Origin of the sequence: Haladaptatus caseinilyticus (assembly GCF_026248685.1) — an archaeon.
GTDB lineage: Archaea > Halobacteriota > Halobacteria > Halobacteriales > Haladaptataceae > Haladaptatus > Haladaptatus caseinilyticus.
The window spans coordinates 1,803,380-1,820,843 of record NZ_CP111036.1 but is presented as its reverse complement, the minus strand read 5'-3'; the positions used below and the strand labels follow the sequence as shown (position 1 = coordinate 1,820,843).

Sequence of the window (17,464 nt, the reverse complement as noted above, 5' to 3'; positions counted from 1 at the left end):
CCCGTCCGGAACGAACCGTTCAAACACGCTCGACCATCGACTCCAGTCATGACGAACTCAGCACTCGACGGACGAAACGAGGAAGCGCCGGAAATCGTCTTCGCGATCGACGAAACAGCGGACGACCGATGTCCCGACCGAGCGATCATCGCCGACATCGTACGGGACGACGCATGGGTCGCAGTGGATCTCCCGGACGCGCTGGTGCTGGAAGAGTGGCGATAATCCTGAACATGGGGATACGGAAATGGGAGTCCTAAATTGAGGGACGTTCACCGACTAGCCTTACCCCACGGTACATATCACGAAAGAGGACTGTACAACAGGGAAAAGACAAATCTGTTGGCTTAGAATAACTTTAACACCCTTCTGTGAGTGACCGGAAACGATGTCTGGAATCAAAAAATCACCTGAGATTCCCCAATCCGTTCCGAAATTAGAAGCCGAACTCGTTCGAGAAGCGTACGAGACGGCAGGCCGTGGTCGTCGCCCAGGCGAGGACTTCGGCGACGGAACATCTATCGACCTTTCGGATGCGGAGCGACGAGAGATCCGACGACGAATCATCGAAAACGGCGTCTCTGAAGAGACGCTGGTCGAACTCGGGTTCGACGCGAACTGATAACTGCGGTTTTCGCATTTCACGCCGTTTTGGCCGATATCGAACCGCGTCGAGTGGTAACCGTCCGGATTGCACCGACCCGAACGGTTAACCCCCGTTCGGTCACGGTTCACGCATGCACGTTTCGTTCGAAGACCTCGAAACGCTGGTCGAAGCACCCGGTGCGCCCGGAAACGAGTACGCCGTCGCCGACCGGTTTGCGAACCTGATGGAACCACACGTCGACCACGTCTCGTTCGACGCGATGGGCAACGTCACGGCGACGAGTGAGGGAAGCGAGGATAGCGATTTTGAGGTTATGTTCGCGGCTCACACCGACGAATTGGGGTTCCTCATCGACCGAGTGGACGAAAACGGGTTTCTCACCTTTCGGATGCTCGGTGGACACTACAAAGGGAACCTGTCAGGCCAACGGGTTCGCGTCGGTCCGGACGGCGTTCCCGGCGTCATCGGCCCGCGCTGTCGCCACTATATGAACGAGGACGAAAAGGAGTCGCTTCCGGAGAACCTCCGCATCGACATCGGGGCAACGACGTCCGATGATGTGGCCGAACTCGGCGTCGAACCCGGCGATTATGCGATATGGGACTGTGGCGTCACTCGACTCGGGAACGACCGAATCGCTGGTCGGGCGCTGGACGACCGAATCGCATTGGCAATCCTGCTCGCAATCGCTCGCGAGGAGGATGTCGACGCAACGGTACACTACGTCGCCACGGTACAGGAGGAAGTCGGCCTCCGTGGCGCCCGTGCCGCGGGATACAGTCTCGACCCCGACGTCGCCATCGCGCTCGAAATCTTCCCGGTGGACGACTACCCTGCCGGACGAACCGACGGTGTAAAAGCGACGCTTGATGGCGGTCCCGTCGTCGAGTTCGGCGACGGGACGTCGGAGTACCTCTTCGGCGGCGTCATCGTGGACCGACAGACCAGAACGTGGCTGCAGGATGCCGCGGAAAAAATAGGAGTAACGATTCAACACGACCTGATGTTGACCGGTTCGACCGACGCGACCGAGCTCCAACAGGTTCGCGGCGGCCGCCACGCCGGGGCCATCGCGGTTCCCTGTCGATACTCACATTCGCCGGTCGAAACGCTCTCCATGGTGGACGCGGAGGAGACTGCTGACGTGCTGTTGTCCGCATTGAATCAGGAGTTCCCGAGTCGGGACGAGATTCGGAGACCACGCTGAACGACGGTCATCGACTGCGATCGACTCCACAACGTTCACCTATCTGCTCTCCAACCACGGAGTATGCGACTTCGAGGGCCACAGCGCGGATGGGCGAAGATAACGCTCGGCGTCTCGCTCCTGTTTGCGGTCGTGGTTTTCGTCGCGCTTTCCTTCGCGGGACAACCGTTCCGCGGCGTCGCCGGTGGCGTACTGATTATCGTCGTGGGTATCTGGGAGTGGCGCCGAAAACGAAGCGACGAAATCCGTGCCGAGCAGTTGGAAGCCGAGGCGGAAGAAAGCCAGCGAAAGCGTCGGGGATGACCGACGTAACGGGAGTCGTTCAATCGGACTCACCCTCGGTTGCTCGTTTCAGTCGTTCTATCAGTTCTTCCTCCGGGTCGGACCGTCGTTCCCCCGAAACACTCGAATCGCTCTCCTCGTTCGACTCACCCGCTTCGCTCGATTCGTCTCCCCGTTTCGATCTCACAACACGGGAGCGAATTCCATCCCACAACAGTCGAAGCACGCGACCGACGATGCGTCCGATCAGACCGCCGATCATCCGACCGACGAACGCACCCACCTGCGCACCGTGGCTGCTTGATTGACGGCTTCGTACCGATTTCGATCCCCCGGATCGGGGCACGTCGAGTTCTATCGCGTCCAAGCCGAGCGTGAGTCCATCGATGTCGGCTTTGACACCGGACAGGTCGAGCGACAACCCCCCGAGACGAAAACGAAAGTCGTCCGCGTCGTCATTTGCTTTCGTACTATCGTTCGTCATCGTGCCATCGTCGGCCCTCGTATCATCGTTCGTCCCACCGTCGGAAAGAACCCGAACATCGTTGGTATCGAACATATTGTATCAGTCAGGGACGTTCTCCGACCTTGTTCGACACTATGCGGACGGTACTGTAGTCTTCGGCCGATCACGGTGCCGTTTTCGAAAAGGGAGAGCGTTCAGTTGGCGGACGATTCCGCCGAGGGAGTGAGTTCCTCGGGTTTCGCCTCCTCGATTTCGGCGTACGGATCGAAGCCTTCCGCACTTTCGTAGCGGTGACAGGCGACTTCCCGTTCGCCATCGATGTCCGTCCGTTCGTGGAGTGGTGGGAGTGCATTGGCACAGACACTTTCGTCCTCGAATCGACCGGTGAGTAGGTCGTCAGCGTCGTCCAATTCCCCGGCGGAAACCAACGAGAGACCCTCGTCCACGATATTACCCGCTTCGCCATCGAGGGTTACGTCGGCAAAGAACTCACTTCTGATTTCGGCCTCGTCACGGCTCTCGATATTGTGTAACTGAACCGCGCGCATGAAGGTTCTCACAGCGGTCCACTCGTCGTCGGTGAGGTTGTACTCCGACGGTTGGATGAGTTTTTGACACCGCTTCCGGAACCGACAGCCGGACGGCACGTTGATCGCGTCGCCGACCTCACCCTCCAGTTCGACCCGTTCCCGGCCCGCCAACGGGTCGGGAACCGGCACCGCGTCGATGAGTGCCCGCGTGTAGGGGTGTTTCGGGTTCGTGATTATCTCCTCCGTCGGTCCCTGTTCGACGATTTTTCCCATGTACATGATGGCGAGTCGGTCGCACATGTGACGCAGGAGCGAGAGGTCGTGACTGATGTAGACGACCGAGAGACCGAACTCGTCGGTCATGCGCTCCAGCAGGGAGAGTACACCGGCGCGGAGACTCACGTCGAGCATGGACACCGGTTCGTCGGCGACGATGAAGTCCGGGTCGATGACCAACGCCCGAGCGATGGCGAGGCGTTGGCGCTGGCCACCCGACAGTTCGTGCGGATAGCGGTCGAAGTACGCCTCCGCCGGTTCGAGTTCGGCGAACTCCAGCGCGCGTCGAACGCGCGCGCGTTGGTTCGGCACGTCGTGGATGCGGAGCGGTTCGACCACGGTGTCGTACACCGTCATCCGCGGGTTCAGGCTCTCGAACGGGTCCTGAAATATCATCTGAGCGTTCTGCCGGAAGTTCGTGAGGTCGGAGCCGCTCTTGTCCGCGATGTCCTCGTCGTCGTAGTAGATGCTGCCACCGGTGGGTTCGTACAGTTTCGTCAGGCACATCCCGGTCGTGGTCTTGCCACAGCCGGATTCCCCGGCGATACCGAACGTCTCACCCTCACGGAGGTCGAAAGAGATACCGTCGATGGCGTGAACTGCATCTTCTTCCTCGCCGCGGATGGATCTCATGAGACTGCTCACGAGGCCGGTGCCGACCGGGAAATGCTTTTCCAGCCCTTCGACGCGGACGAGCGTGTCGTCGTCCGTGCCGCTCGCCGCATTCCCCGTCGTCGGGTCAGTCATCGCTCACCCCCATCGACGCCTCGTTCTCCCACGTCTCCGCTTGACTCGCGACTGGACGCAGTTGCGAATCGATCTTGTCGGCATGGTGGCAGTACGACCGCAGGTCGCCGTGGATCACCGCGGGTGGGTTGTCCTCCGTACATTTTTCCGTCGCCAGTGGACATCGTTCCGCGAACCGACATCCGCTGGGTGGGTTGCTCAAATCCGGCGGGTGACCGCCGATGCTCACGAGGTCCTGACTCGACTGTCGGATATCCGGGAACGCGCTTTTCAGTCCCAGCGTGTAGGGATGGTACGGTTCGCCGAAGATGAACTCGGCGGGGCCTTCCTCCGCGATTTCGCCCGCGTACATGACGACGACGCGGTCACAAGTCTCCGCGACGACCGCCACGTCGTGCGTGATGACCATCATTGCGGTGTCGCTCTCGCGCTGAATCCCGTTGATTCGCTTGAGAATCTGGTCCTGCATGATGACGTCCAGTGCCGTCGTCGGTTCGTCCGCGAGGATGAGCGACGGTTGAAGCACGAGCGACATGGCGATCATGGCACGCTGGCGCATCCCCCCCGAGAACTGATGGGGATAGTCCGTCTGCCGTTCGCGGTCGAGACCGACGAGATCGAACGACTCGTCGATGATCTCTTGCGCTTCGGTTCGACCCATCTTCGGGTAGTGTGCGTCGATGGCTTCCAGGATCTGTTCCCGGATGGTGTAGACGGGGTCGAGCGCGTTCATCGCGGACTGTGCGATGAGTGAAATCTCGTCCCAACGGAGTGCCCGACGACGCTTTTCGGGCATGTCGGTCAGATCTTCGCCCTTGAACCGGATGCTCCCGCCGTTGATGTAGCCGTTTTTCGGCAGGATTCCGATGAGGGCCTTGGCGAGCGTCGATTTTCCACAGCCGGATTCGCCGACGATGCCGATGGTCTCGCCCGCTTCGATTTCGAAGCTGACGCCATCGACCGCCTTGACCGGGCCGTCTTCGCTGTCGTAGTACACTTCGAGGTCCTCGACTTCGAGCAGGGCCACGTCAGCGTCCCTCCTCGATTGCGAGTCCGCGATTCGATGATAATCGTGAGAGTAGATTCATTGTTCGACCTGTAGTTCCGGATTGACGATTTCTTCGTAGCCGCGGCCGATGAGGAAGCCGCTGATGACCACGAGCGCGATACAGACTCCTGGCGGCACGAACCACCACCACGCGCCTTCAGTCATCGCGCTGTAGACGCGTGCACTCTGGAGCATCACGCCCCACGAGACGCTGTTGGGGTCGCCGAGTCCGAGGAACGACACCCCGGCTTCGGTGAGAATCGCCCACGCGATGGCGAACGCGCCGTAGAGGAACGCCATCGGGAGGACGTTCGGCGCGATGTGGCGCGAGATGATTCGCCAGTTGCTCGCGCCGGACACCTTCGCCGCCTTGACGAACGAGCGTTCGCGGAGCGAGAGGACGAGCGCGCGAATAACACGCGCCGAGGTTCGCCACTGCAGCAACACGAACGCGAGGATGATGTTCTCCAGGCCCGGTCCGAGCACCGTCACGAGGACGATGACCGTTGGGAGGAGCGGAAGCCCGTAGACGAAGTCTACGATTCGCATCAGTGTGTCGTCCACGCGGCCGCCGTAGTACCCGGCGGTGAGGCCGACGAGGGTGCCGAGACCGACCGTCATGAACGCGGCGACCAGGCCAACCATCAAGGCCGGGCGTGCGCCGTAGAGGAGTTGGCTGAAGATGTCGTACCCCTGCGCCGTCGTCCCGAGGATGTAGCCGCCGTCGCCGCCGAGGAACGAGGGCTTCACCCACTTGGCGAACAATCCGTTCGTCATCAGGCGGTCCTTCGGACCGTACGGCGCTATCCACGGTGCGATTGCCGCGATGATACCGAAGAACGCGAGCGTCAGCATCGCGAGAACGACCATCGGGTCCTCGACGAGCATGAAGAACTGCTCCGAGACCGTCTCCTTCCAGAGTCGGAGGTTCCGTTGCCACGCGCTGAACTGCTCGTCTTCGTCCCCCTCGATGTCTTCGAATATGGACCGTTCGTGTTCCTGGCTCATCGTTTCAGTCATAGGTCACCCGTGGGTCGAGAACGCCGTACAGTAGGTCGGCCACGAAGTTCATCACGATGACCGACAGTGCGAGGACGAGGAACGTCCCCTGCGCGACCGGGAAGTCGCGCCTGAGCACCGCTCGAATCATCTCCCGTCCGATACCCGGCCATCCGAACACCGTCTCGATGAGGACGCTCCCGCCGACCGCGTAGCCGACCGCGATGGCCGCGGCAGTCAGGACGGGAAGCAGGGCGTTTCTGGCGGCGTGTTTGAACATTATCGACCGTTCCGTCAACCCCTTCGCCCGACAAAGGTCGATGAAGTCCTCAGAGAGTGTTTCGAGCATGCTGTTGCGCATGATGAGCAGTGGATAGCCCATGTAATAGAACGCGAGCACGATGACGGGCGCGATGAGGTGATGGAGGAAGTCCACCGAGAAGACCATACCCCAGAAGTCCTTCGGACCGGAACCGAGGCTTGTCATGCCGCTCATCGGGATGACGCCCAACTTGGCACCGAATATCCAGAGGACGAGGATGCCCATCCAGAAACTCGGGACGCTCCGGCCGACGAGTGCCGTCACGACGGCGGATTTTTCGAACTGGCTCCCGCGATACCAGCCGGTGAACACGCCCAGCGTGATGCCGATGATGTACGCGACGACGAATGCGGTCAGCATCAGGATGAGCGTATTTGGAAGATACGTGACGAGCACGTCCACGACACGCTCGTTCGTTTTGAACGAACGACCGAGGTCGAGCGTCAACAAGTTCTCGATGTATCGAACGTACTGTACCCACAACGGGTCGTTCAACCCGTAGCTATCGACGAGTCGCTGTCGCACTTCCGGCGTCATCCCGGGTGAGATGATGTACGAGGTCGGATCCCCCGGCATGAGCCGAAACAGCATAAACAACGCAGTGGCGACCGCCCATAGCGTCAGCCCCAATTGGAGCGTGCGTCTGACAAAGAAATCTAGTTTTCCCATTTAATTTACGTGAAATATGTTGTTTCGCGTTACTTCGACGACTTCGCCTGAACCTTGCCGTTTTTGATACTGTACCCGGCGTCTTCGAGCACTTTCTGTCCCGCTGCTACGCCGTCGTTTTTCTGGTATTTCTTGACGTCCGGGTTGCTGAACTTGCCGAACGACTCGCCGACGAGGTTCCAGCCTTGCGTCGCGAATCCGTACAGGATCTGCTTGTTGATGGCTTTCTTCGGAATCGCGTGGACGGCAGCCTGCCGGACGGCTGGGTCCTTGAGACCTTTCTGCCGGGTATTCTGGCTGAAATGCCACCAGCCGTCGCCGGGTGCGGATTCGACCCCGATACTGTTGTTGTTCTGATTGTCGTTGAGCTGTTTGCCGATACGGGTGTATGGCAGGTAGTTCAGGTCGCCCTTTTTCAGCAGCGACCAGACAGTCGAACTCTCCGGGATGATACGCCAGATTCTGCGGTTGAACTTGACGGGGCGCCAGTGGCTGTCGTACTTTTTGAGGCTCAGTTCGCTGCCCTTGTCCCAGTAGTCGAACTGAAGCGGTCCACTTCCGACGGGTTCTTTGACCGACGCTTTCGCCGGATTCGAACGACTTTCCCATTTGTGCTTGGGAACGATCGGAATCTGGTTCGAGAATAGCTTGTGGACCGGTCCGATCGGGTCCTTGAACGTCACCGTCACCCACTGTCCGTCCACGGAGACCGATTTGTACAGTTCCCACTGCGTCGAGTAGAGCGGAATTTTGTTCTTCTTGATGTAGTCGAGCGTGAACTTCACGTCCTCGGGGGTCACGTCCTCGCCGTCGTGCCACTTGTGACCCTCCCGAATCTTGTACTTCACCGTCGTGTCGTCGGGGCGCTCCCAGTCCGTCGCCAGGCTGAGTTTCGGATCGGGTTCCAGCTTGGAGTTGATGCGCACGAGCTTGTCGTACATCATCTCGAACTGGTGGATGAGTTTCGTCTCGTTGTTGTAGCCGAGAACGTTCATCGTCCCGAGCGTCTCCGCCCACGACCCACGAAGTTCCTTCTTGCTGTTGTTCACTTCGACGTTGGTCATCGGCTCGAAGTGGAAATAGCCCGCGATGTGGTTCGTCCAGCCGCTGACCTGATTTTTGTTGTACGCCACGATGTTCGGCATCTGGACGATCGGATGCATCGGCACGTCCTCGTTGATGGTTTTTTGAATATCGTGGAGCATGTCGATGCGTTTTTGCTCGTCCTTTTCCTGCAGTTGCTTCATCAGGGTCGGGTCGAGGTCCTTGTTCGAGTAGCCGGTGAAATTACCCTGACCTTTCCCCGTGTTCGACGAGTGGAACTGTTCGGGCATTCGCCGACCGGGGTCGATACCGAGACCGCGTGACCACGTCGCGAACGAGTAGTTGAACTCCTCGGTGATCTTGGTGTACAGCGTCCCCCACTCGAACACCTGCACCTTCGTATTGAAACCGAGTTGATTGAGCTGTTCGCCGATGAGGTTGATCGCGTCGTGGCGAGCAGGGTTGTAGTTGGCCGGGTTGTTCAGGTACGTGTACTGTGGTAGTGTATTTCCGGAACTGCCCGAACCGTCACCGTTGCCGTCGGAACCGCTACAACCCGCAAGCGCGGTCATCCCCCCAAGTCCAGCGGCGGTCGAATATTTTAGAAAGTCACGTCGTCCAACATCCTTGTTATCGTTTGCCATTAGCCATTAGTGAACAGGTGCATCTACTATATAAGCTAAATTGAACAGATTTTATAGGAACCCAATGCAACATAGATTGTCGGAATCCAAAATATTAATCAGAACACCGACCTCTGCTTGCGATCGTATCGGTTCACGTTACTACCCCGTCACTCTGTTCGAACGCGCGCAGCGAGTCGAACTGCCGGAGCGGTGACCGCGTAGGGGAGCATCGACCGATGTTTGGAACACGTTCCTGTCACCGTCTCGCGCTCGATGCCGACGCCGGAAATGGAACGAACGTCCGAGAGCGACACGACGACGGAACCCTCGGTGATCATACCCGCCCGCTCCCCGTCGTGTATCGTGTTTCCGAGACGTATCGGAAACACGAACACCTGCTCGTCCGCTTCGTTTTCGAACTCGCTAGGCGTCGTCTCGGCGATGTCTTTCGCGTACAGAACACTCGGCGGCATGGAACTCTCCCGTTTCGTTCTGGTCGCCTCGTTTTCGATTCGCGGTGGTTCGACCGACTCCACGTACAGGTCGGCACCGTCGCTCCGCGACGGTGCCGTTTCGTCGGCGGCCACATCGAGATGTCGCGCGTGGATCCTCGGCGGTCGCTCGTGACCGAGACTCGGGACGACCGAACCCGCCGGTGTCGTCCCCTCCTCGATGGCGGAAACCATATCGTGAAGATGATTCCGAACGATCCCATCGGAAACGAGCGTCACCGGCGTGGTCGGCCGTCCCTCCGCGTCGAACGCCCTGCTCGCCCACGACCCGGAACGAACACCGTCCTCGATGGTGAGACCGGGTGGACCGAGTCGGTCACCCACCGAGAACGGACTCGACCCTAAGTAGACGGAATCGATTTCGAGATAGTGCATGAGATGGTGAAACAGCTCCGCCGACGCCCGCGGACCGAAAACGACTTCGCTCGTTTCCCCGAAATCGGGAGTCTCGTCGGTCGTCGGCCAGTTTACATACCGTCTGACGTCGGTCGCAAGCTCCTCGAAACGTCCCGGAAGCGACTCCAGAAACGACGACCCGGCAGTGCTTCCGAAGTGGCGCTGGACCTTCGGCGCATCGAACGGGTCGAAAACCACGTCCACCGACGCACGTTCGAGGGTCGTTCGAACCGTCGTCCCAGTCGTGGTCAATACGGTACTCTCGATTCGGTCGTCGCGATAGGAGACGTTCGCTCGGTCGAGCGACAGGCCTTCGGTCGTATCCGCGAGTGCTGATCGAACCCGTTCCAGCTTTTCCGCCGCATCGAAATCGCCGAGCGACCCACCTACCGTCCATCCGGAATGCACCGCTCGGTGAACCGTCCCACGGTCGTATCGTGCCGAGGTTCGCTGGTCGAGAACGGTCGCCGACCGTATCGACCGTTCGATGAGATCCTCGAGGTGGTCGGTTTCGAACGAGGTAGCGTATCGGTAGTCGGCACTCCCGTCCGCGAACAGTCGCCACCACACACCGGCCTGTGAGAGGTCGGTCGCGGACCGTACCTCCGCCGGAATCACCGACCCGTCGGTGCTTTCCCTGTCGATAGATCCGACCTCGGCGTAGGCGACCGACTCCTCGGATTCGAGTCGTGATAGCACCCACTCCGCGGTGTCGATGCTCTGCGTAAATCCTTCCATGCCGTCCGTTGGTCCGGGTGTGGTAAAATTTGTTCCGCAGATGCGCGGATTTCTCCCATCCAAACCTACATTACACCCGCTCCCATCTGTGTTTTCTACCACGGACAATGAAAACAGTACCCACGACAATAGTTGGCGATGCGTACACCAGTTCGCATCATTGGAATCTCCTCTGTGATCTCGTCGATTTGGACAATCGGATGGCCGGACAACAAGGCGAAATCGAAGGCGCGGCGTTAGTGAAAGACGCGTTCGAGTCACATGGCCTGCGAGACGCCTCGATAACCGAATTCGAGATTCCCGGTTGGTGGCGGGGGTCCAGTTCGCTAACCGTCGAACGCGAGCGAACCCACGAGTTCGATGCACAGCACGAGACGGTCGCTCTCCCGGGAACGCCGAGCGGCGACGTGAGCGCCGAACTGATCGATGTCGGTGATGGACTGCCGGAGGATTTCGAGAACGCCGATGTGGAGGGAAAAATCGTGATGGCGTCCAGTCTCACACCGGACGAGTACGGACGGTGGATTCACCGTGGGGAGAAATACGGCGCGGCAGTGCGCGGCGGTGCGGCCGGGTTCCTCTTTCGAAACCACCTCGACGGCAACCTTCCACCAACGGGAAGTATCGGCAACGAAGACGGCTCGGGGGATATCCCTGCGGTCGGCGTCTCGAAAGAGGTCGGCCATCGATTGGTTCGTTACTGCGAGGATGGCGAACCGACCGCCCGACTGACCGTCGACTGTCGAAACGAACCGACGAACTCCCGAAACATCGAGGCGGTCGTCGGTCCGGAAACGGACGAAGAGGTCCTCGTGACCGCCCACGTCGATGCGCACGACGTGGGCGAGGGTGCGAACGACAACGGCGTTGGCACCGTGCTCGTCGCCGAAATCGGACGACTGCTCGTCGAAATGGAGGACGAACTCGACACGAAGGTTCGCTGTCTCGTCTTCGGCGCGGAGGAAGTCGGCCTCTACGGGGCGTATCACTGGGCCGAAACCCACGACCTCGATTCGGTGAAATGCATCTTCAACATGGACGGTGCGGGCTACTCCCGGACCGCCGACGTGTACACGCATGGCTTCGAGCCCATCGGGGACGCGTTCGCGGAAGTGCGCGACGAACTGGGCGTTCCGGTCGAAATAAACGCGGGAATCCGCCCACATAGCGACCACTGGCCGTTCGTTCAGAACGGCGTTGCGGGTGCACAAGCACGGTCCATCGCCGACGACAGCGGACGGGGATGGGGACACACCCACGGTGACACCCTCGACAAGCTCGACCGCCGTGACCTTCGCGACCTCGCCGTCGTCTTCACTGCAGGAGTCGTCAAACTCGCGGACGGGTCCCGCGAAATCTCCTCGAAACCGGTCGCGGAAGTTCGTGATGCGACCATCGAACAGGGGTACGAGGAAGGGATGCGAAACGCCGGAAACTGGCCGTTCGAGGGTGACGAAGCCGAAACAACCGCGGGAGCGATGGCGAAGGGTGACCGATGACCGTCCGTCTCGATTACGAGGAGTACGACCTCGGTGGGATGACGTGGGAGGATGCCGAAGATGCGATCCCGGACGCCGACTTTGTCGTTCTACCGACTGGAAGCGTCGAACAACATTCGATCCATCTGCCGGTCACCGTCGACACGCTCCGGGCCGAAGCCCTCTCGCGTGAACTGGTCGAATCCGCACCGGAACACGACCTATCCATGGTACGACTGCCGACACTACCCTACGGCTACTCCGAACACCACATGAACTACGCCGGGACGATTACGCTGTCGGGAGAGACGTATCAGCGCGTCATCATGGAAATCGCACAGTCGATGGCGGAACACGGCGCGAAACGACTCGTCCTGCTCAACTGCCACGGCGGCAACCGCCCGCCGATGAAGCTCGCTGGCGACCGTATCCAGCGCGACTACGGCGTGAAAACGTTCTTCGTTCACTGGACGGATTTCGCCCGCGAAAGACTGAAAGAGCGATTCGGTGAGGAGTGGGGTCACGCGGGCGACCACGAGACGAGCGTCATCGAGCTATTCTACCCCGACCTCGTGAAAGCCGACAAAAAGGAGCCACAGACCCGAAAAGCGAGGTTCAAAGCCCGACAGTACACGTACTACGATGACATCACGGAACAGGGCGGACGTGGCGATCCGACCGAATCCGATGCTGAGTTTCTGGCGGAAGTCGTCGAGGAGACGACCGGAAAAATCCTGTCCGCGCTGAAAGAGGACATGAACCAGGAGTGACTCGGACAGCGACCGATTCCCTACTGTCGGTCGAACTCCGGTCAATCCATGCGCCACTGAACGACCCGTTTCGTTCCCGATTCGCTGTACGACACCACCACTGCGAGATCGAACGAAGAAGCTGCGTCCTTCGGCACTTCGAAGGCGACGGTCGCTGACGCCGACTCGCCCGAGCGTACCGACGTCGAAACGTACTGTTGCCACCGTTCGGTTGCCGCATCGGCCAATTCGTACTGTCCCTCGTTCGTCCGCACAGACGCCGCCGTTCCTTCGGGCAGTGACTGGGCGGACTGTGCGGAGTTTTTCGTCTCGAACGTTACGACGAGGAACGTCTTTTCGGCACCCGATTTCGTCGTCGTCTCCCCATGCTCGTACGAACCTGACGTGTTCGCCTCGGTGACGGCGACTTCGAGACCGTCGCCAACAGTCGCGGACTCACCGAAAGCGACGGTTCGTGTCTCGTCCGTCGTCGTGGACGATTCCGACGTTGTCGTTTCGGTTGTCGTGCCGTCCGCCGTCGTTTTGGAGGCGGTGGTTTCGCCCGCCGTGGTGCCGGTCGCTCGTTTCGTTGTCGATTGCTCAGTTCCGGTCGTCGATGAACCGGTGTCGTCTCCGCTGGAGGAGCATCCCGCGAGAAAGACCGCACCCGCCGTCCATCCGATAAACGTTCGACGTTTCATAGCGTCTCGGCGGTTTCCGCTCGACGTATAATTCACTATTGGCCGTGAAAATGCAAATTATCCCAACATTTGTTCAAGAACGTTGCGAGAACCAACAATAATTTACAGTACCAATCAGACGACGGAGATGACGACTTCGTCGGTCGCCATCGCACCTTTGTCGTCGGTTACCTGCAAGGTGACTCGGTAACTTCCACACTCGGACGGCGTCATTTCGGTAGACTCGCCGTCAGTTTCGAACGAACCGTCGCCGTCGAGGTCCCACATGTATTCTACGATTTCGCCATCACCGTCTTCCGATGCGGAGGCGTCCAGTGTCACAGTCTCACCCCGTTCGACTGACCCGCCACCAACGTTTGGCGCCGTTTGAATATGCGCGACAGGTGCTTCGTTCTGCTCGTCACCGGTTTCGCCGTCCTCGCCGTCAGTTCCGTCGTCATCCTCGTTTCCGTCCTCCTCATTGTTTTCGTCTTCGCCGTCCCCGGACGTGGTGAGGATTTCCTCCTCGACGAGTTGTTGAACGAGTTTGGTGTGCCACTGCACTCGCTTGTCGATTCCCGTGTCCTTGGATGTCACTTCGGCCAGGAAGGCGAGGGCGTCGGCATCACGTGCGGCCTTGTGGGCGAACAGTCCGCTCGGTTCGTTCGACGGCGAGGAGAACGCTCCGATCGAGAACTCGTACTCGTCGCGCGAGACGTAGTTTTCGTTGAGATAGTCGGCAGCCTTTTTCGCGTCGCTTGACGCCGCTTCGTCCCACGAAGTGAAGATCACCTGTCCGACCCCGCCGACGAGGTCTCCATCGTAGATACCGACCGATTCGTGAAGGTCGATGACGACATCGGGATCGTACTCCTCGACGACGCCCCAGATGGCACGGGCGAGTTCAGTCGTCGGTTCCTGACCGGTCGGGAACTGGCGGTTCAGGTCGTCCTCGCCGTTCGCAGTGCGCGCGTCTTCCGCGACGGCTTCGGCGTTCGTTTTCGGAATCACGACTAGCGTTCCACGTTCGATATCCCATTGTGCGACTCGTTCGGCGGCGAGGTACCCTCCCTCTTCGTTGCCGTGCATTCCGCCGACGACAAGCGCGGTCGGTCCGGATTCGCTGGCCGTAGTTACGTAGACCTTCGTCGCATCTTCTGTTCCGCCCATGAGCGTGAACGAATCGCGGGAGAGGTCAGCGCCGCTATCGCCACCGCTCTGTGCCGCACCGAGGCCGAGGAGTCCTGTGCAACCGACAGCAGTCAAGAACGTACGTCGTGTAGTGGTCATCGATACTCATCTACACGTCGAAAGCCTAGGTTATCTTTTTTTGGATTTACTCAAAATTATGTGGGCCGTATTTACAATCTTGGAGTAATAAAGGATATATAATAACACAAAAATCAGGTCATACGGCCATATATGAAACAAAAACATAAAACTAGACAGACATATAATTTTTTTGAGTGACATGGTTTGGTAGAAACTGACGAACGAAATGGATGGTTCACGACGGGCAAAACGCTGCAAGCACGTAACCAACGATCATCTGACCGAACCGCAAAGCGACGATAGACTGTCTCCGACGGCGAATTCGACGACCGTGGGGAGCGGGAACTCGACCGACGCACACCCAATCGCCACAGCGTCTTTCGCATCGATTTTCATCGTTTGCCGACTCAACTGTTCGGGACCACGGGATTTGTGAATACTTCGAACCTCGCGCCACTCGTATCCCCCTCTCCGACCGTAATCGACCACCCGTGAGATTTCACCAGATTCTCGACGATGGCCAACCCGAATCCGGTCCCGTTTTTCTGCGTCGTATACCCCATCTCGAACACCTTACTGCGCATTCCGTCCGGAATGCCTGTCCCATCGTCTTCGACGTAAAATCCGTGTTCGGTCGTCCCGATTGTGATAGTTGTCGCCTCGCCGTGTTCGATGGTGTTTCGAAACATGTTTTCGAAGACGTGTTCCAGCAAATCCGGGTAGCCGTCGAGCATACGATCGTTTGTGCGCGCGAAAGACACCGATCCCGTTTCGACGTTCGACCACGCATGTTCGGTCAATTTGTTGAGTCGGATCGGTTCCTTATCGCGCCCCTCAGTACCGTACCGCATGAGGGAAAGGGCGTCATCGATGATGGCTTCCATTCGCAGGAGCGATGAGAGAACGTCATCGAGATAATCGTCCTCGATATCCATCGCCAGTATCTTCGCCGACCCTTGCGCTACTGCGAGCGGGTTACGAAGATCGTGTGAGAGAAGTCTTGCGAACTCCTGCAGTTCCTCGGTTCGGCGCTCGGCTTCCAGTTCCGCGACCTTTCGCTGGGTGAAGTTCTCGTGTACGACGACGAGATAGTCCGACTCGCGTGCATCAGAAACCATCGTTTTCTCCCCGGAGAGTGACACGGGTATTCGAACGAGAACGTCTCGCGTTCCTCGTCGATGATTTCACGAAGGCCAGCAACAGCGGTTCGTGCATATTCATCGTCCGATCGGTCACAGATGTCGATATAGTTGTCACCGACCGTGTCCGCAGGCGGCCGAATATCGTTGTCACGACCGAACTCCTGCCACGCACGATTTGAGGCGAGTATCGTCGCATCCGAATCCAGAATGGCAACGTTGAGTGTGAGCGAGTCGAGCGCCGGGCCGAGGAGATTCCCGGGAATCTGCATCCGTTTTCAGTCACTCGATTGAGGTACCTATACCTTCTCCCTTCGAACGAACACGATCGCTTGCTTATGTGCCTAACTGACTGTCCAATCCCCACTCCTCGGCGCGGCGTTTGGCTTCTTCGCGCGCCTGTTTTCGAATCGCATCGATTTTCTCTTCGTCTTCGAGAAACGCCTCCACCGCACTGACTGGACTATCTCCCTCGTCGTCGGGTAACGCTTGCTGTCGGTCGATGGGCGCACATTTTCGTGTCCGCGATGCCAGTTCCGGGTCGCCCGCCAGTCGCTCGGCGGGCATTCCGGGGGGAACTCGACGATTACCGTTCGCACCGACGTGGTCGAGTTCGTCCGAACGAAGCCGAAAAAGATCGATACTGTACGGTCCGGGGACGGCGAGGTCAGCCAACGCCGGGGGGCCACCGCGACCAGTTCCGGTATGGTACGCAAAGACTGGAACGCCCGCTTCGAACGTAATGATTCCATGACCATCAGCATCCAGGAGGAGGGTATCCTGTGGTTCGAAGACGGCGTATCCTGTCAAGCGTCGCTCTAGGACGGTCGATAGCGCCGTTGCAGGGTCACTAACGACTCGGGACCGGACGAGTTCGCCACCCAACTGCATCATGGCGAATCGGGGATGACCGCGCTCCGAAAGCGCTCCGCGACGGCGGTCGATTCACCCGACCGAACGTCGAGGCTGGCAGCGGCATCTCGATATGCTCGTGCCGCTGGGCTTTCGGGCGCATGTGCGAGGAGCGGTTTTCCCGCCTGTCGTGCCGCACGTGCCGCGTCGTCGTCCGGAACCTTGGCGAGCGTTGGCCCGTCGAAGTAGCGCTCGCTTTTCTCTGCAATCGCGGCCACGTTCTCGTCGGCGTGGACCTTGTTGAACAGCACACCTGCGGTCCCGGTTCCGTAAGAACGAGCATACTCTTGGACCTTCAGACCGTCGCTGAGCGACGGAATCGTGGGTTGGAGAACGACGACGATACGGTCGGCGAGGACGATCGGAAGAATTGCACTCTTGCTCCCGAGGGCTGCGGGCGAATCGAGTAACAGCACGTCCGTTTTCGACGCGAGTTCAGCAACCACATCTTGCAGTCGATCCGGGTCGGCACGCTCGAATGCGGAGAGACTCGTGCCACACGGCACGACACGCATCCCGAACTGCTCGTAAACCGCATCTTCGACCGCCGCGTCGCTCCCTTCGATGAGGAGATCGTGGAGTGTCGTTTCTACATCGGTAAGACCCGCGTGGAACAGGAGATTCGCCATTCCCGTATCAGCATCGACCACTGTTACATCGTACTCCTCTGCCAGCGCCATTCCGAGCGAAAGCGTACTCGTGGTCTTTCCAGTCCCGCCTTTGCCGCTCGCGACCGCAAACGCCTCGACCATTGTTCAATACTCC

The 17,464-nt window shown here is 59.2% G+C and carries 18 protein-coding genes; 6 read left to right on the top strand and 12 right to left on the bottom strand.

Annotated features, from left to right (window positions below; all coding sequences use genetic code 11):
- Positions 1 to 48: 48 nt before the first annotated feature.
- From OOF89_RS09875 to OOF89_RS09860, 4 genes are all read left to right on the top strand, one after another.
- On the top strand, positions 49 to 225 hold the full coding sequence (locus OOF89_RS09875; RefSeq protein WP_266075647.1) for a DUF7556 family protein: 177 nt from the start codon (positions 49 to 51) through the stop codon (positions 223 to 225).
- A 163-nt stretch (positions 226 to 388) separates the two neighbouring features.
- Positions 389 to 622, top strand: a complete 234-nt coding sequence (locus OOF89_RS09870) for a hypothetical protein (protein ID WP_266075645.1) — start codon at positions 389 to 391, stop codon at positions 620 to 622.
- Between the two features lie 115 nt (positions 623 to 737).
- Positions 738 to 1,814 (top strand): M42 family metallopeptidase, encoded by a 1,077-nt coding sequence (locus OOF89_RS09865; protein ID WP_266075643.1) that lies wholly within the window; start codon positions 738 to 740, stop codon positions 1,812 to 1,814.
- Between the two features lie 63 nt (positions 1,815 to 1,877).
- Entirely contained in the window at positions 1,878 to 2,117 is a 240-nt protein-coding gene (locus OOF89_RS09860; protein ID WP_266075641.1) for a hypothetical protein, read from the top strand.
- Between the two features lie 19 nt (positions 2,118 to 2,136).
- On the opposite strand, the gene OOF89_RS09855 is transcribed toward OOF89_RS09860, so the two are convergent.
- From OOF89_RS09855 to OOF89_RS09825, 7 genes are all read right to left on the bottom strand, one after another.
- A complete protein-coding gene (locus tag OOF89_RS09855; RefSeq protein ID WP_266075639.1) occupies positions 2,137 to 2,655 on the bottom strand; it encodes a hypothetical protein in 519 nt (172 codons plus the stop codon).
- 101 nt (positions 2,656 to 2,756) lie between these two features.
- Complete coding sequence (locus tag OOF89_RS09850) at positions 2,757 to 4,115, bottom strand: ABC transporter ATP-binding protein (protein ID WP_266075637.1); 1,359 nt, start codon at positions 4,113 to 4,115, stop codon at positions 2,757 to 2,759.
- The gene (locus OOF89_RS09845; RefSeq protein ID WP_266075635.1) at positions 4,108 to 5,142 is read right to left on the bottom strand and encodes an ABC transporter ATP-binding protein; all 1,035 of its coding nucleotides are present in this window, start codon (positions 5,140 to 5,142) and stop codon (positions 4,108 to 4,110) included. Before OOF89_RS09845 ends, OOF89_RS09850 begins: the two co-directional genes overlap by 8 nt.
- A 57-nt stretch (positions 5,143 to 5,199) precedes the next feature.
- Positions 5,200 to 6,171, bottom strand: coding sequence for an ABC transporter permease (locus tag OOF89_RS09840; protein ID WP_266075633.1), 972 nt, complete (start codon positions 6,169 to 6,171; stop codon positions 5,200 to 5,202).
- 4 nt (positions 6,172 to 6,175) lie between these two features.
- Positions 6,176 to 7,153 carry an ABC transporter permease gene (locus tag OOF89_RS09835; protein ID WP_266075631.1) on the bottom strand — a complete coding sequence of 326 codons (978 nt, stop codon included), beginning with the start codon at positions 7,151 to 7,153 and terminating at the stop codon, positions 6,176 to 6,178.
- A gap of 29 nt (positions 7,154 to 7,182) precedes the next feature.
- Positions 7,183 to 8,841, bottom strand: coding sequence for an ABC transporter substrate-binding protein (locus tag OOF89_RS09830; RefSeq protein WP_266075629.1), 1,659 nt, complete (start codon positions 8,839 to 8,841; stop codon positions 7,183 to 7,185).
- A 149-nt stretch (positions 8,842 to 8,990) separates the two neighbouring features.
- Positions 8,991 to 10,469: a metallopeptidase TldD-related protein gene (locus OOF89_RS09825; RefSeq protein WP_266075627.1), complete on the bottom strand. Its 1,479-nt coding sequence runs from the start codon at positions 10,467 to 10,469 to the stop codon at positions 8,991 to 8,993.
- 107 nt (positions 10,470 to 10,576) lie between these two features.
- Here OOF89_RS09825 and OOF89_RS09820 point away from each other — a divergent pair, with 107 nt between their 5' ends.
- Positions 10,577 to 11,968, top strand: a complete 1,392-nt coding sequence (locus OOF89_RS09820) for a M28 family metallopeptidase (RefSeq protein WP_266075625.1) — start codon at positions 10,577 to 10,579, stop codon at positions 11,966 to 11,968.
- Positions 11,965 to 12,717 carry a creatininase family protein gene (locus OOF89_RS09815; protein ID WP_266075623.1) on the top strand — a complete coding sequence of 251 codons (753 nt, stop codon included), beginning with the start codon at positions 11,965 to 11,967 and terminating at the stop codon, positions 12,715 to 12,717. The genes OOF89_RS09820 and OOF89_RS09815 overlap by 4 nt, the downstream gene beginning before the upstream one ends.
- Before the next feature lie 41 nt (positions 12,718 to 12,758).
- On the opposite strand, the gene OOF89_RS09810 is transcribed toward OOF89_RS09815, so the two are convergent.
- The 5 genes from OOF89_RS09810 to OOF89_RS09790 all read right to left on the bottom strand — a co-directional run bounded on the left by OOF89_RS09810 (position 12,759) and on the right by OOF89_RS09790 (position 17,451).
- On the bottom strand, positions 12,759 to 13,397 hold the full coding sequence (locus OOF89_RS09810) for a DUF4352 domain-containing protein (RefSeq protein ID WP_266075620.1): 639 nt from the start codon (positions 13,395 to 13,397) through the stop codon (positions 12,759 to 12,761).
- Between the two features lie 114 nt (positions 13,398 to 13,511).
- Complete coding sequence (locus tag OOF89_RS09805) at positions 13,512 to 14,666, bottom strand: PKD domain-containing protein (protein ID WP_266075618.1); 1,155 nt, start codon at positions 14,664 to 14,666, stop codon at positions 13,512 to 13,514.
- A 389-nt stretch (positions 14,667 to 15,055) separates the two neighbouring features.
- A complete protein-coding gene (locus OOF89_RS09800) occupies positions 15,056 to 15,766 on the bottom strand; it encodes a sensor histidine kinase (protein ID WP_266075616.1) in 711 nt (236 codons plus the stop codon).
- A 357-nt stretch (positions 15,767 to 16,123) separates the two neighbouring features.
- Positions 16,124 to 16,681, bottom strand: coding sequence for a hypothetical protein (locus OOF89_RS09795; RefSeq protein ID WP_266075614.1), 558 nt, complete (start codon positions 16,679 to 16,681; stop codon positions 16,124 to 16,126).
- Positions 16,678 to 17,451, bottom strand: a complete 774-nt coding sequence (locus OOF89_RS09790; RefSeq protein WP_266075613.1) for a nucleotide-binding protein — start codon at positions 17,449 to 17,451, stop codon at positions 16,678 to 16,680. Before OOF89_RS09790 ends, OOF89_RS09795 begins: the two co-directional genes overlap by 4 nt.
- Between the last annotated feature and the right edge of the window lie 13 nt (positions 17,452 to 17,464).

Coding starts and splice junctions, on each gene's coding strand:
- OOF89_RS09830 (WP_266075629.1), bottom strand. CDS start 8,841: ATGGCAAACGATAACAAGGATGTTGGACGACGTGACTTTCTAAAATAT.
- OOF89_RS09790 (WP_266075613.1), bottom strand. CDS start 17,451: ATGGTCGAGGCGTTTGCGGTCGCGAGCGGCAAAGGCGGGACTGGAAAG.
- OOF89_RS09865 (WP_266075643.1), top strand. CDS start 738: ATGCACGTTTCGTTCGAAGACCTCGAAACGCTGGTCGAAGCACCCGGT.
- OOF89_RS09815 (WP_266075623.1), top strand. CDS start 11,965: ATGACCGTCCGTCTCGATTACGAGGAGTACGACCTCGGTGGGATGACG.
- OOF89_RS09875 (WP_266075647.1), top strand. CDS start 49: ATGACGAACTCAGCACTCGACGGACGAAACGAGGAAGCGCCGGAAATC.
- OOF89_RS09855 (WP_266075639.1), bottom strand. CDS start 2,655: ATGTTCGATACCAACGATGTTCGGGTTCTTTCCGACGGTGGGACGAAC.
- OOF89_RS09860 (WP_266075641.1), top strand. CDS start 1,878: ATGCGACTTCGAGGGCCACAGCGCGGATGGGCGAAGATAACGCTCGGC.
- OOF89_RS09835 (WP_266075631.1), bottom strand. CDS start 7,153: ATGGGAAAACTAGATTTCTTTGTCAGACGCACGCTCCAATTGGGGCTG.
- OOF89_RS09870 (WP_266075645.1), top strand. CDS start 389: ATGTCTGGAATCAAAAAATCACCTGAGATTCCCCAATCCGTTCCGAAA.
- OOF89_RS09795 (WP_266075614.1), bottom strand. CDS start 16,681: ATGATGCAGTTGGGTGGCGAACTCGTCCGGTCCCGAGTCGTTAGTGAC.
- OOF89_RS09850 (WP_266075637.1), bottom strand. CDS start 4,115: ATGACTGACCCGACGACGGGGAATGCGGCGAGCGGCACGGACGACGAC.
- OOF89_RS09800 (WP_266075616.1), bottom strand. CDS start 15,766: ATGGTTTCTGATGCACGCGAGTCGGACTATCTCGTCGTCGTACACGAG.
- OOF89_RS09820 (WP_266075625.1), top strand. CDS start 10,577: ATGAAAACAGTACCCACGACAATAGTTGGCGATGCGTACACCAGTTCG.
- OOF89_RS09840 (WP_266075633.1), bottom strand. CDS start 6,171: ATGAGCCAGGAACACGAACGGTCCATATTCGAAGACATCGAGGGGGAC.
- OOF89_RS09810 (WP_266075620.1), bottom strand. CDS start 13,397: ATGAAACGTCGAACGTTTATCGGATGGACGGCGGGTGCGGTCTTTCTC.
- OOF89_RS09805 (WP_266075618.1), bottom strand. CDS start 14,666: ATGACCACTACACGACGTACGTTCTTGACTGCTGTCGGTTGCACAGGA.
- OOF89_RS09825 (WP_266075627.1), bottom strand. CDS start 10,469: ATGGAAGGATTTACGCAGAGCATCGACACCGCGGAGTGGGTGCTATCA.